Origin of the sequence: Aeromonas sp. 604282 (genome assembly GCF_049170575.1) — a bacterium.
Classification (GTDB): Bacteria; Pseudomonadota; Gammaproteobacteria; order Enterobacterales; family Aeromonadaceae; genus Aeromonas; species Aeromonas veronii_A.
Map to the genome: position 1 here is coordinate 15,889 of NZ_JAAKMV010000003.1, position 12,989 is coordinate 28,877.

At 59.4% G+C, this 12,989-nt stretch carries 12 protein-coding genes; 6 read left to right on the forward strand and 6 right to left on the reverse strand.

Translation table 11 applies throughout. From position 1 onward, the window contains the following. Nucleotides 1-29 precede the first annotated feature (29 nt). Nucleotides 30-1,004: an ABC transporter substrate-binding protein gene (locus G5367_RS05435; RefSeq protein ID WP_421244167.1), complete on the reverse strand. Its 975-nt coding sequence runs from the start codon at nucleotides 1,002-1,004 to the stop codon at nucleotides 30-32. Between the two features lie 443 nt (nucleotides 1,005-1,447). Between G5367_RS05435 and nrdD the strand changes: the two genes are divergently transcribed. The 4 genes from nrdD (at nucleotide 1,448) to G5367_RS05455 (ending at nucleotide 4,978) form a co-directional block, all read left to right on the forward strand. Continuing rightward, complete coding sequence (nrdD, locus tag G5367_RS05440; protein ID WP_005343867.1) at nucleotides 1,448-3,565, forward strand: anaerobic ribonucleoside-triphosphate reductase; 2,118 nt, start codon at nucleotides 1,448-1,450, stop codon at nucleotides 3,563-3,565. A 100-nt stretch (nucleotides 3,566-3,665) separates the two neighbouring features. Next, the gene (nrdG, locus tag G5367_RS05445) at nucleotides 3,666-4,175 is read left to right on the forward strand and encodes an anaerobic ribonucleoside-triphosphate reductase-activating protein (protein ID WP_421244166.1); all 510 of its coding nucleotides are present in this window, start codon (nucleotides 3,666-3,668) and stop codon (nucleotides 4,173-4,175) included. 64 nt (nucleotides 4,176-4,239) lie between these two features. After that, on the forward strand, nucleotides 4,240-4,410 hold the full coding sequence (locus G5367_RS05450) for a YqaE/Pmp3 family membrane protein (RefSeq protein WP_005343870.1): 171 nt from the start codon (nucleotides 4,240-4,242) through the stop codon (nucleotides 4,408-4,410). 175 nt (nucleotides 4,411-4,585) lie between these two features. Continuing rightward, nucleotides 4,586-4,978, forward strand: coding sequence for an energy transducer TonB (locus G5367_RS05455; RefSeq protein WP_005343871.1), 393 nt, complete (start codon nucleotides 4,586-4,588; stop codon nucleotides 4,976-4,978). A gap of 56 nt (nucleotides 4,979-5,034) precedes the next feature. Here G5367_RS05455 and G5367_RS05460 read toward each other — a convergent pair whose 3' ends face one another. The 5 genes from G5367_RS05460 to slyA all read right to left on the reverse strand — a co-directional run bounded on the left by G5367_RS05460 (nucleotide 5,035) and on the right by slyA (nucleotide 9,111). After that, a complete protein-coding gene (locus G5367_RS05460; RefSeq protein WP_005343872.1) occupies nucleotides 5,035-5,391 on the reverse strand; it encodes an MliC family protein in 357 nt (118 codons plus the stop codon). 145 nt (nucleotides 5,392-5,536) lie between these two features. Beyond that, nucleotides 5,537-6,295, reverse strand: coding sequence for a substrate-binding periplasmic protein (locus tag G5367_RS05465; protein WP_421244165.1), 759 nt, complete (start codon nucleotides 6,293-6,295; stop codon nucleotides 5,537-5,539). Nucleotides 6,296-6,454: 159 nt separating this feature from the next. Next, complete coding sequence (locus G5367_RS05470) at nucleotides 6,455-7,552, reverse strand: DUF2955 domain-containing protein (protein WP_421244164.1); 1,098 nt, start codon at nucleotides 7,550-7,552, stop codon at nucleotides 6,455-6,457. Then, entirely contained in the window at nucleotides 7,542-8,597 is a 1,056-nt protein-coding gene (locus tag G5367_RS05475) for an HlyD family secretion protein (RefSeq protein ID WP_076493486.1), read from the reverse strand. Before G5367_RS05475 ends, G5367_RS05470 begins: the two co-directional genes overlap by 11 nt. A gap of 1 nt (nucleotide 8,598) precedes the next feature. Continuing rightward, nucleotides 8,599-9,111, reverse strand: a complete 513-nt coding sequence (gene slyA, locus G5367_RS05480; RefSeq protein WP_268012276.1) for a transcriptional regulator SlyA — start codon at nucleotides 9,109-9,111, stop codon at nucleotides 8,599-8,601. Between the two features lie 987 nt (nucleotides 9,112-10,098). On the opposite strand from slyA, the gene G5367_RS05485 reads away from it, so the two are divergent. After that, entirely contained in the window at nucleotides 10,099-11,415 is a 1,317-nt protein-coding gene (locus G5367_RS05485; protein WP_005343883.1) for a 2-hydroxycarboxylate transporter family protein, read from the forward strand. A gap of 23 nt (nucleotides 11,416-11,438) precedes the next feature. Then, entirely contained in the window at nucleotides 11,439-12,989 is a 1,551-nt protein-coding gene (gene maeA, locus G5367_RS05490; RefSeq protein WP_421244163.1) for an oxaloacetate-decarboxylating malate dehydrogenase, read from the forward strand.

Consider the following 12,989-nt stretch of genomic DNA (forward strand, 5'->3'; position numbering starts at 1 on the left):
ACCCGGCCAATGTGCCGGGTTACTTATTGTTACTCACGCCACATGATTTTGTTGTGCCATTTGTCGGGCACAGTGAGCTGCCAGCGGGCCAGCTCGCTCTTGCTGAAGACATATTCGCCGCGCAGGGCCGCTCGCGGGGAGATAGTACGGGGCAGGGTGCCCGCCAGTATGGTGTTGATAAGGGACGCTGCCTGCAACCCCTGATCGTGGCCGTCCAGTACCAGACCGCCGATGGCCATCCCCTTGCCGACGGCAAACTCCCAGAAACAGAAGAGAGGAACCGGTGTGTTGGCGCTGGTCCACTCCAGCACCGTCTGTTCGCTCACATGCTTGCCATTATCGTCGACCAGCGTGTGGTAGAGGCCGAGGAAGATTGCCTGATAGCCATTCTTCTTGGCGTTGAGCACCGCCTCCTGCCAGAGGCTGTAATCCCCCATCAGCTGGCTGTTGACCCGGGTCTGGCCGACTCGCAATTCGGTCTGGGTCTTGAATTCATCCTCGATAGCTGTGAGGGCCACATTGCTGGAATCAAACAGTACCAGCGCCTTGTCGAGCCCCCCCATCATCTGGCTTATTTCGCTGATGTTGCGCTTGAGCAGGGGGCGTTCCAGCACCCCGGTGATCTTGGGGTGGCCGACAAAGCCCTTGAGGCGGGGGTTTTCGTTCATGCCAAGAAAGACCACCGGGGTACCCAGCGAGGCGATCTCGTTGGCCAGATAGTTGATGGCATTGTCATCCCCCAGCACCACCAGATCCGGTTTGCTCTTGAGATAAAAAGCGATGGCCCGCTGAGCGATATCGTCGAACTCCTCACGCGGATGGCGCTTGGTATCCATATAGAAGTGAGAGATCTTGTTATCCCCCTGCAACCCCTTTTGCAAACCTTCGTTGTAGCTCTGGTCCCAAAGGTATTCGGGATGGTAGCTGCTGATCACCAGAATGTTGGCGGCCCAGAGCGGCAGGGAGAAGGTGGAGAGCAGTAGTAACAGCAGGGAGGTGCGCATGGGTTGTCCCTTGTCGAGGGGGAGAGAGTTCTTGTTCAGTATGGGCGGTTTTGGTTGACGCTGTCATCTCGAAACCGATGCGGCGGGAGGCGATTTTTTCGGGTGGGTGGATCGGACGCCAGCCCGTATCACGCTTGGAGATGGATTTTATTGGGTCTTGTTTGGGTTGGTCGTGAACTGTCCCGCTCGCTGAAAAACCTGTTCTGGATCAAGAAATGAGGCTGCGCTTTGGTGCCTAATAGACACCACATATAGGGACGCATTCGTTTTTAATCCCTATATGTTGTGTTATTAAGCTGTGTATAAGCTGTTCCCCTCCTATCTTCAGCCCAGGCTTGTCAAGCCTCGGCTGAATTTATTTGCGTCCAGGACGAGATGCCGGGAGGGGGGCCCAACAAGGGTGAGCCAGAGGCAAATGCCTGGCCTTTTAACGGGGAAAATCCATGAAACCGGTTGTGATCAAACGTGACGGATGTCGCGCACCATTCAATGCCCAGCTGATTAGCGATGCGGTCAGCCGTGCGGCGGAGGCGGTCAATCAGGCCAATCCGGCACTGGCACAGCGTATCTCAAGCGCAGTGAGTCAGGAGCTGGATGGGCGTGGTGAAGTTGATATTCACGAGATCCAGCGTCTGGTTGAAAACCACTTGATGGCCTCCGATGACAAGGCCATCGCCCGTGCCTACATCGAATACCGTCACGATCGGGATCAGGCTCGCGAGGCCCGCGGCCGTCTGGCACAGGAGATCCGTGGTCTGGTCGAGCAGACCAACGCTGCCCTGCTCAACGAGAATGCCAATAAAGACTCCAAGGTGATCCCGACCCAGCGCGACCTGCTGGCAGGTATCGTCGCCAAGCACTATGCCACCAGCCATATGCTGCCCCGTGATGTGGTTCAGGCCCATGAGAGCGGTGATCTGCACTTCCACGATCTCGACTATTCGCCCTTCTTCCCGATGTTCAACTGCATGTTGATCGATCTGAAAGGGATGCTGACCCACGGCTTCAAGATGGGCAATGCGGAGATCGATACCCCGAAATCCATCAGCACCGCCACGGCCGTGACCGCCCAGATCATCGCTCAGGTGGCGAGCCACATCTATGGCGGCACCACCATCAACCGCATCGACGAAGTGCTGGCCCCCTATGTGACCATCAGCTGGCAGAAACACCGTGAAGTGGCCGAAGAGTGGGGCATTGCCGATGTGGAAGCCTATGCCATGGCCCGCACCGAGAAAGAGTGTTACGACGCCTTCCAGTCGCTGGAGTACGAAGTCAACACCCTGCACACTGCCAACGGTCAGACGCCGTTCGTCACCTTCGGCTTTGGCCTGGGGGACAGCTGGGAGTCGCGGATGATCCAGCGCGCCATCCTCAGCAATCGTATCGCCGGCCTTGGCAAGAACAAGAAGACCGCGGTGTTCCCGAAACTGGTGTTCGCCATCAAGGATGGCCTCAACCACAAGCAGGGCGATCCCAACTACGACATCAAGCAGCTGGCGCTGGAGTGTGCCTCCAAGCGGATGTACCCGGATATTCTCAACTACGACCAGGTGGTGAAGGTGACTGGCTCCTTCAAGACTCCCATGGGTTGCCGCTCCTTCCTCGGTGCCTACGAGGAGAATGGCGAGCTCGTCCACGAAGGTCGCAACAACCTGGGGGTGGTGAGCCTCAACCTGCCGCGCATTGCCCTGAAATCCCGTGATGAAGCGGAGTTCTGGGATCGTCTGGATGCTTCCCTGCGGGTCGCCAAGAAGGCGCTGATGTACCGCATCACCCGTCTGGATGGCGTCAAGGCGCGGGTTGCTCCGATCCTCTATATGGAAGGTGCCTGCGGCGTGCGGCTGAAGGCGGACGACAACGTCAGCGAGATCTTCAAGAACGGTCGCGCCTCCATTTCCCTTGGCTACATCGGCGTTCACGAGACCATCAACGCCCTGTTTGGTGACAAGGTGCACCTGTTTGACAGCGCCGAGCTGCAACAGAAGGCCATCGCCATCATTGCCCGTCTCAGGGCGGCCATCGATGAGTGGAAAGAGGAGACTGGCTACGGCTTCAGCCTCTACTCCACCCCGAGCGAGAACCTCTGCACTCGTTTCTGCCGTATCGACGCCAAGGAGTTTGGCGTGGTATCCGGCGTGACCGACAAGGGTTACTACACCAACAGCTTCCACCTCGATGTGGAGAAGCAGGTCAACCCGTACGACAAGCTGGACTTCGAGGCGCCCTATCCGCCCATCGCCAGCGGTGGCTTCATCTGCTACGGCGAGTACCCCAACATCCAGCACAATCTGGAAGCGCTGGAGAACGTCTGGGACTACAGCTATGACAAGGTGCCCTACTACGGTACCAACACCCCCATTGACGAGTGCTATGACTGCGGCTTCACCGGCGAGTTCGAGTGCACCTCCAAGGGCTTTACCTGCCCACGCTGCGGTAACCACGACCCCGCCAAGGTGTCGGTGACCCGCCGTGTCTGCGGCTACCTCGGCAGCCCGGATGCGCGCCCCTTCAATGCGGGCAAGCAGGAAGAGGTGAAGCGCCGCGTCAAACATATGTAAGCGCACGGGCAATGAAGAGCTGGCCCCTGACTCAAGGGGCCATTTTCATTGGAGGGCGGCAGCTATGCCGCTGTCCCGTGAACGAGGCAGGAAACAAGCGATGCACTACCACCAATACTACCCGGTCGATGTGATCAACGGCCCCGGCACCCGTGCCACCCTGTTTGTCTCCGGTTGCGAGCATCAGTGCCCGGGTTGCTACAACCAGAGCACCTGGCGGCTCGATGGCGGCAAGCCGTTCGATGAGGCGATGAGCGATCGCATCATTGCGGATCTCAACGACAGCCGCATCAAACGGCGTGGTCTGTCGCTCTCCGGCGGCGATCCGCTCCACCCGGCCAACGTGTCCCACGTGCTGGCGCTGGTGAAACGGGTACGCACCGAGTGTCCGGGCAAGGACATCTGGTGCTGGACCGGCTATCTGCTCGGCGAGCTGTCAGATGCCCAGCGCGAGCTGGTTGCCTTGCTGGATGTGCTGGTGGATGGCAAGTTTGAAAAGGAGTTGGCAGACCCGGGCCTGCTCTGGCGTGGTAGCAGCAATCAGCAGATCCACGACCTCAACGCCTGGCGTGATGCGGGTGAGCTAATTCCCTGTCTGGTTTGCAGTTGAAGTCCGGGATGTTTATGGTTAGCCCATTCCTGTCCCGACGACATTATTGAAGAGGAGATCCGGGATGAACAATCTGCTCAAGATCTTGCTGGCCATTTTTCTGCCCCCTGTGTGCGCTTTTATCCAGGTGGGTTTTAGCCTGCACTTTTTAATCAACATTGTGCTGACCCTGCTGGGCGGTCTGCCGGGCATGGTCCATGCACTCTGGTTGGTGGTGAGCGACAAGCGCGGCTGATACCTGGCGCTGGCTAATGAGCTCATTGACGATAAAAGGGCCTACCTCTCGGGGTTGGCCCTTTTGTTCATGTTCATACGAATACTTTTTCGTTAGGATGGGCACTGCCCAAGGGGAAGCGAGTCGATCTCCCGCAGTCCGGTAACAAGTACCGGCAAAGAACAAGGAGCGTTACATGAAGTGGAAAGTCGCAGTATGGTCCGGTCTGGCAGTGATGCTGTTGATGGGGTGCTCATCCCGTCAGGAGGTGGCACGCGAGCGTGCCCCGGTCGTTATTCCCCTCGAACAGCTTTCAAGCTACTGGATCCAGCAGAGCCAATGGTCATGGTTTGACAATGATGAGCCCACCCTGCCGACCAAACCGGTCAAGGGATATGTGGAAGTTCGCTATCAAATCGATGCCAGCGGCACGCCGGTCAAGCCGGAAGTGGTGGCGGCCGATCCTCCTGGCGAGCTGGAGCAGAGCGCGCTGGCGACCCTCTCGCGGATCCGCTACAGCCCGGCAGAGGGCAACCCGGATGCCATCCCGGTCGAGGTAACCAACCGCTTCGAGATCGAGATCAACTGATCCCCCACCGCTCTGATGCCAGAGAAAGAGAGACCCCGGCCAGGCCGGGGTCACGTTTATTGCTGTTTGCAGTTGTCGTAGGCAGTCTGCCACTCGCCATCCTGATCCCGCAGCTCGACAAAGCCCTCATTCCCCTTGTTCCACCAGACGGCTTCGTGTTCGTCCGTATAGCGGGCGCCGGAGGCTGAAATGGCCTGGGGCAGGGTGTAATCCTTGCCGTCCGGCAGTGACAGTTTGATAAAGTTGAGGCTATCGTCGGAGAGGGAGAAGTAGCGCACCTGCACCCTCTTGCCCTGCTCGCATTGGTAACTGACCGGTTCGCCACCGGTGACGGAGAGAGTATTGCCCTGATTGCAGCCAGCGAGCAGGCCGAGAGTCAGTGCACCAGCGGCCATCATATATGCCTTATTCATGATTACAGCTCCATTGGTGTCATACGGGGGTGAGCCTAACAGGTTACCCCCATTGTGCAATCATGAAGGCCATTCGGTGCGTCGCTGGCTGTCAGGCATACCGGACGAGTATGAGGGGATGTCACTAACAACAAGGTTGCGCCAATCAGTGCAGGCCAAGCCTGGTTTCAAACTGGCGGATCTGCGTCTCATAGGTGCCATTGTTCTTGATCTTCTGCAATCCCTGCTCGAACTGTTTGGCCAGCGCTTCCCCTTGCGGTGTGTTGCGGGAGAAAGCGAGCCAGAAGCCATCAGTAGAGAGCTTGCCAACCTTGACCACCTTGCCGGTCAGCTGTTTCTGCTGGATCTTGAGGTAGCCCGGCATGCCGTTCATCAGGATGTAGTCGACCCGGCCGCGTACCAGCATCTCGAGGATCTGGGCATCGGATTTGGCCTGAAAGCGGGTGATCCTGGGGTTCTCCATAAAATCGGTGGGATAGGTGTAACCGAGGGTGATGCCTACCCGTTTACCCTCCAGCGAGGTGAGCTTGAGATCCCGTTGCGGTTCGCTGGCGAGGGCGAAGATAGCGAGATCCTCCTCGAACATGGGGGTATCGTGCCAATGGTACTGGTAGCGGTTCTCTTCGGTGATGGTAGCGTTGAAGCACCCCGCAAGTTTGCCGCTTTTCGCATCGTGCATACAGCGGGCAAAGGGGAGGGTACGAAAGACAATCTCGATCCCTTCGGCAGCGAACACCGCCTTGACCAGCTCTGGCGCCAGCCCGTGAGGCTGGCCATCCTCCTTGTCGCGCTCGCAATAAGGGGCCCAGTCATCTTCGGCACCAATGACAAGCGGGGTAGCCCCGAGCGGGTTGGTGGCCAGCAGCACCAGACACACCAGCCATTTTTTAAACAACGAAACCATAGGTGCACCTCATCGACAGCAGCCTTACAAGCATAGCCATACTTCTGTGCTGACTTGTGGTGACGGGAGGATGACAAGGGTGCAAAAAAAACGCCCCGGCAGGCGACGGGGCGAAAGAGAGCTCATCCATGGGCTGACAACAGTGTTTACAACAGGAGATCAATAACCGAAGCGGGTCGCCTCGAAGCGGTTGAGCAACCGGTGGACGAGGTAGCAGGCCAGCAGGGTGACCACGATGGCAAACAGGATGCTGCTCACCCGGTAGAGGGCGCTGAACACCAGATCGTTGCCCGGGGTGAGGTACTGGCCAAACAGGATGCCGAGGGTAGTGAGGGCGCCAAAGCCGACCCCGGAGCCGCCTGCCTCCTTGACGTGGGCATGGCTGAACAGCATGGCGCCGAGCCACAGCAGTGGAGCGACCAGCAGCAGTTGCCCTGACCAGTCATAGAGCAGCAGCTGGCCGAGCAGGCCGAAGGTGACCCCCAGCAAGGTACCCATCGCCCGTTTGCGTGCATAACTCAGCGCACCGTTCCAGTGCATGGGGAACAGCACCAGCAGGGTCGTGGCCTGGGCAGACATGGAGTCGCGCAGGTCAAACACCTGAAAGACCAGAAATGACAGGGTGGCCACAGTGGCCCCCAGCAGGGCTTCATGGCGCATCCGGTGCGGTGCCTTGGGGGCCGAGGCGGGCTTGGGTCTGGCCTCCACATCCGGGATCAGCATGGTCATCAGGTAGGCGATCAGCACCGACAGCAGGCTCGCCCAGATATTGTTGAGGATCAGGTCGTTGAGGTCGGTCTGCGGATAGCTGGCAAAGTGCAGCATGATGCTGAGGCTCAGCACCCCGTTGGCCCCGAACAGAAACAGGCTGCCCCGCGACATGGCTGCGAAACGGTAGAGAAACAGCAGAAAGGCGATGGGAGTCATCAGCGCCGGATGGCTGCCAAACAGCCCCCCCAGCAGCCCGACCTCCACCCCACAGACCACCACCGCCGCGATCAGCTGGCGCGCGGCATGGCCATTCATTACAGGCACCATCCCCAGCAGCAGCACCGGCGTGACCGTATAGAAGACCCCGTAATTCCAGCCAAACAGTTTGCAGAGCAGAAAGCCCGTGGTGCAGCCAAAGGCGATGCGCAGGCACTGGCGCAGCTCGTTGCCGGTGAGGGGCCGATACCAGAGGTGAGTGGCAGCACCACCGACGAGGTGGGCTGGGGCAGTATTGGCCGACGGGTGAGTGGCGTGGTTAGTAGACATAATGGAGCAGGCTGAGCAGGTGGATCTGGCCCCGTGCCAGCATGGCGGTCAGGGCATTGTCCGGCAGCAGTTGCACCGTGGCCCGCGCCCCGGCTGGCAGATGGTCGGGGAGCTGGTCCAGCTCGAGGTGCAGCCGCATCCGCTGGGCATCCCGCACCCAGCGATCCGACTCCACCGGCGCCGCCAGTCGACCATTGGCATCAAACTGACCGGCACTCACCCCGGCATCCAGACTGCTCACCCGGGCAGGATAGAGTTGACCCGGCTCGCCATCGAAGGCGACCAGTGCGCGGGTTTGCTCGCCGACATGGCGCAGGCTTTTCTCCCGAAAATCGGCAATGACGTCCACCTGTTCCGACACCAGCGCCAGCAGCGGGCTGCCCGCGCTGGCGATACTGCCCGGCTTGAGCTGCAGGTTGGTGATGGTGCCATCCTGATCCGCGTGGACCTGGCTGTAAGAGAGGGCCAGTTGCGCTTGCGCCAGCTTGTTGCGGGCCTGGCGCAGCAACAGATTGTCCTCACCGGTCACGCCACGACTGGCCTTGAGCTGGGCCAGTTTGGCCTGACTGGCGCGCAGGTTGGCCTGAGCGCTGCGCAGGGCGCTGTCAGCCTCATCTTTTTGTTGCAGCGAAACCATATGACGTTGGTACAGCGCATCGATCCGCTCAGCCTCGCGCCACTTCTGGCTGGCCAGGGTCTCCTTGGCGTTGATCTCGGCAACGGCGGCTGTCAGCGCAGCATCCAGTTCACTGTTCTGCTGCTCTGCCTGTGCCAGCGCAAGGCGGGCTTGCTCCACTGCCAGTTCAAAAGGGGCCGGATCCAGCCTGAACAGCAGATCTCCTTTCTTGACCTGCTGGTTGTTGTGAACGGCGACCTCGATCACCTTGCCGCTCACCTGGGGGGCCAGCTTGGTGACCACCCGGGTCGCCATTGCCTGAGGGGTGAGGGGCATCAGCAGGTCGGCTATCAGAAAATAGGCAAACAGGGTGGCAAAGCCCGCCATGGACCATTTGATCCAGCGGGTAAATTGTTGATCAGGGGTCATCTTATTCTCTCTCTGTGTCGGTCTCGGGAGGGCTTGTATCGCCTCCGGCTTGTCGGTCGTGGTGTTGTTCAATCTTGCTGAGGGCGTTGGCCGAGATCCGCTGCACCGTGGCTTCAAACAGCTGCAGGGTCTGCTCGTCGATGCCCCCCAGCAGCTCGCGGCGGATATTCATGATGCGGTCGGCGATCTGATCGAGCAGGGTCTGGCCAGCCGAGGTCACGCAGACGATGCGGGCCCGCTTGTCCTGACTGCAGCAGTGACGCTCAATCAGTCCCTGCTCTTCCAGCTGGCCCAGGGTGCGCATCAGGGATGGGAGCTCTATTTCGAGGGCTTCGGCCAGGGTCTTCTGGCTGACATGGTTCCCCATGCGGGAGAGTTTCCACAGCGCGGTCCAGCGGGGATGGGTGAGGCCAAGGGGAGCCAGCTCCAGATCGGCGGCAGTACGCCATAGCCGGTGCATCCGCGCTATCTGCTCGGCGAGCGACAGCTCGCGCAACCTTTCCAGATCCGTCATCTTCTCATCCTCAATGTACTTAGCCTGCTAAGTATCATACTTGTTTAGCAGGCTAAGTAAATAGTGTGATGCTGATCATGTTTCTGGTCGGATCTTTCGTTGGTGAGGGCGAGCAGCATTCGAGCCCCTGATATTATTCTCGGGGCTGATCCACTCGAGGCTCTCTTGCCGATTCGGATATTGCACCGTGAATGGAGGATATCCGGCAGTTATTTTCATGAAATTTTCAGCTTCAGCGAGCAGCTCTTTTTTTATCCGCTAATATTGATGGGGTTATAAAACAAGGGGGAAACGGGTTGTGGATGGATATGACAGTGGATGTGTGTATCTGGCAATTGAAGCGCTGTTGAGTGATGGGGAATATGGTGCAGAGTCACACCATGGCGTGAATCGGGAAGGCGCTATCAGAAGTACCGATATCAGTCATGATTTTGACCCCGCCAATATTCCATTGCTGTTGGCAGAATAGACCTGACCGTGTGTGATCCTTGTGAGTTCAAGCCAGTGCTCTGGTATTCGCTGGCTTGACTCATCACTATTTCAATCTCCCCTTTTTGCATCTTTCTTCTCACCATTTTTCATCGTGGGTGCTTCCTGCACGCCGACTCAAACCCTGATGTGGCATGCCGTAGCACTCGCGTCATGGCGATGACACTGCCCGCTGATTATCACTCACAGGATCTGTGGCGATAAATGGTCGCAGAGCTTGTCATCTGGCTCTGTTATTTCCCCTAAGGGGAAGAGATCATCGCATCGTTATTACTGCTGATCACCAAAATATCCGCCATTGGGCTCGCTCGTTTTATCACCCTATTTCCTGACTTGGTCGGGTATCGTATGTCTGGTGTTCTATTGTGCAGCGCACGTTGGAGGCACCATGATGTTTAAGTTTTTAATGTTTTTATATGGCTTTGCAGTCTGGCTAACCGACAGGAGTGAGGGGGATCAATAAAGTAGTGGCCACAATCACACGCAGAGTACATAACAATGAAAAACCTCTCACCCCTACAAACCACACAAGAAAAGGCCGCCTTTATGGGCGGCCAACAAATTGCCGGTATGCCGCTCTTTATATTTCTCGGGTTGGCAACCTGTGTTCTCTTTTCCGGCTGGAACGGCTCGTTGCCGCTGGGCATGGTCGGTGCGCTGGCACTGATGTTTGTGCTGGGCACCCTGCTGACCGAGCTGGGTGAGCGGATCATGCCGATCCGTGAATATCTGGGGGGCGGCACCATCCTCGCCATCTTCGGCGGCGCCGCCCTGTTCGAATATCAGCTGCTGCCGGTGCAGGCAGGGCAGGTCATCACCAACTTCATGAAGGAGGGGGGCTTTCTCAACTTCTTTATCGCCAGTCTGGTGACTGGCTCCGTGTTTGGCATGAGCGGCGCTTTGCTGAAAAATGCCGCCATGCGCTATCTGCCGGTCATTCTTGGCGGCGTGGCGTTGGCACTGCTGAGCGTTGGTCTGGTCGGCTCCCTGATGGGGTATGGCTTCAAGAATGCGGTGCTGCTGATCGGCCTGCCCATCATGGGGGGTGGCATGGGCGCCGGTGCGGTGCCCTTGGTGGAGATCCTCTCCGGCCCGATGCAGATGTCCAGTGCGGACCTCTTGTCGCGCATGGTACCGGCGGTGGTGATCGCTAATACCCTGGCCATTCTGGTGGGCTCCCTGCTGGCACGGCTCGGTCGCCGCTACCCCTCTCTGACTGGCAACGGCAAGCTGATGGTCAAGGAAAGTAGCCAGAGCATTGCTGATGAGCAGGCCGAAGCGCCGACCCTGCAGAGTCTGGGCATGGGCCTTTTCATCAGCTCCAGCATGTTTGTGCTGGGCTCCCTGCTTGGCAACTTTATCCCCATGCACCCCTTCGCCCTGATGATTTTGGCGGTCGCCTTTATCAAGGTGAGCGGCCTGCTGCCGCGTCGTTATGAGCAGGCGGCAGCCGACTGGTATCAGTTTGTGGTGAGCAACCTCACCCCCTCCCTGCTGGTGGGGATCGGCGTCGCCTACACCAGTATTCCCGAGCTGATCAGCGCCTTCTCCATCAGCTACTTCGTGCTGGTCATGGTCACCGTGATCGGTGGCGCCCTTGGCGCGGCGCTGGTTGGCAAGCTGATCGGCTTCTATCCCATCGAGGCGGCCATCACCGGTGGGCTCTGCATGGCCAACATGGGCGGCACCGGCGATGTAGCCGTGCTCTCGGCGGCCCAGCGGATGAAGCTGATGCCCTTTGCCCAGATCTCCTCTCGCCTTGGCGGCGCCGTGATGCTGATCTTGGCCACCGCCCTTATCTCCCTGCTCGCCTGATACCGGATTGAGGAACAAACAAGATGAACGACATCATGATGGGCACCAGCCTGCCCTATGCAGAACGCAAGCGTCAGGGCGTGCGGGGGCGCATGCCCCACAAGGAGGAGTCCCTCTCCCAGCAGCGGCGGCGGATCTACCGGTTGGTCAGCGCCATGCAGAGTCCGTTTGACCAGCATCTGCTGCTGCGCCAGCTGCAGGAGGACAACCCGGTGCTGTTCTACGATCTGGTGCGCCACCACCTGCCGGAGCTGCTGCCGATCATCTACACCCCGGTGGTGGGGGAGGCATGCCAGCGCCACAGCGATCTCTATCTGCGCAGCCACGGGCTTTATCTCTCCTGGCACGACCGGGACGATCTCGACGATATTCTCGAGTCGGTGGAGCAGGAGGTGGATGTGATCGTCATCTCCGACGGCGAGCGGGTGCTGGGGCTTGGCGATCTCGGTATCGGCGGTATGGGGATCTGTATCGGCAAGCTGGCTCTCTACTCCGCCGCGGGTGGCATCAACCCGGCACGGACCCTGCCGCTCTGCGTCGATGTGGGCACCAACAATCCCGAGCTGCTGGAGGATGACTCCTACCTCGGCTGGCAATCCCCGCGCATTGACGGCGAGAGTTATTACCACTTCATGGACAAGGTGGTTGCCGCCATTCGCAAGCGCTGGCCGCAGGTGGTGCTGCAGTTTGAAGATTTTGCCGGCAAGCACGCCGCCAACCTGCTGAGCCGCTATCGGGACGAGCTCTGTATGTTCAACGACGATATTCAGGGAACGGCGGCTGTGGCCTCCGCCTGCGTGCTGGCCGGGTTGCAGCAGGCAGGTACTGTTCTGTGCGATGCGCCGGTGCTGATCGTCGGGGCAGGCTCTGCCGGTTGCGGCATTGCCGCCATGCTGGCCCAGCTGGCGGGGAGCCACGACGGCGTCTGGCTGTTTGATCAGGATGGGGTGGTTTGCTGCGATCGCCCCAACCTGACTCGCGCCCAACAGCCGTTTGCCCGCGCCGTGGAGGAGGGTAACGGCTCGCTGCTGGAGACCATCCGCCAGGTGCGACCGGCGGTCTTTATTGGCGTGAGTGGTCAGGGTGGCCTCTTTACTGGCGAGGTGTTGCAGGCGATGGGGGAGGTGTGCGATCAGCCGGTGATCCTGCCACTCTCCAACCCGACCCGCAGCGCCGAGGCTACGCCCGAGCTGGTGTGGGCCGCCACAGGTGGCCGCGCCCTGCTGGCCACCGGCAGCCCTTTTGCGCCGGTGACGTTGGCGGGGGAGCGGCGGGTTGTATCCCAGTGCAACAACGTCTATGTCTTTCCGGGGATTGGTCTCGGAGCCTGCGCCGTCAAGGCGCGCCGCATCAGCGATGGCATGTTGCTGGCCGCGGTGCGGGCAGTCGGCTCCTATCCGCTGGTGGCGGGTCGTTTGCTGCCCCCGATTGAACAGGTGGGAGAGGTGGCCCGCGCCGTCGCCAGAGCGGTGGCGCTCTGCGCACGCGAGGAAGGATTGGCCGATTTTGTTGGCGATCCGGCACCTTTGATTGACCAGACCTGGTGGCATCCGCACTATTGGGCTGCGTCCTGA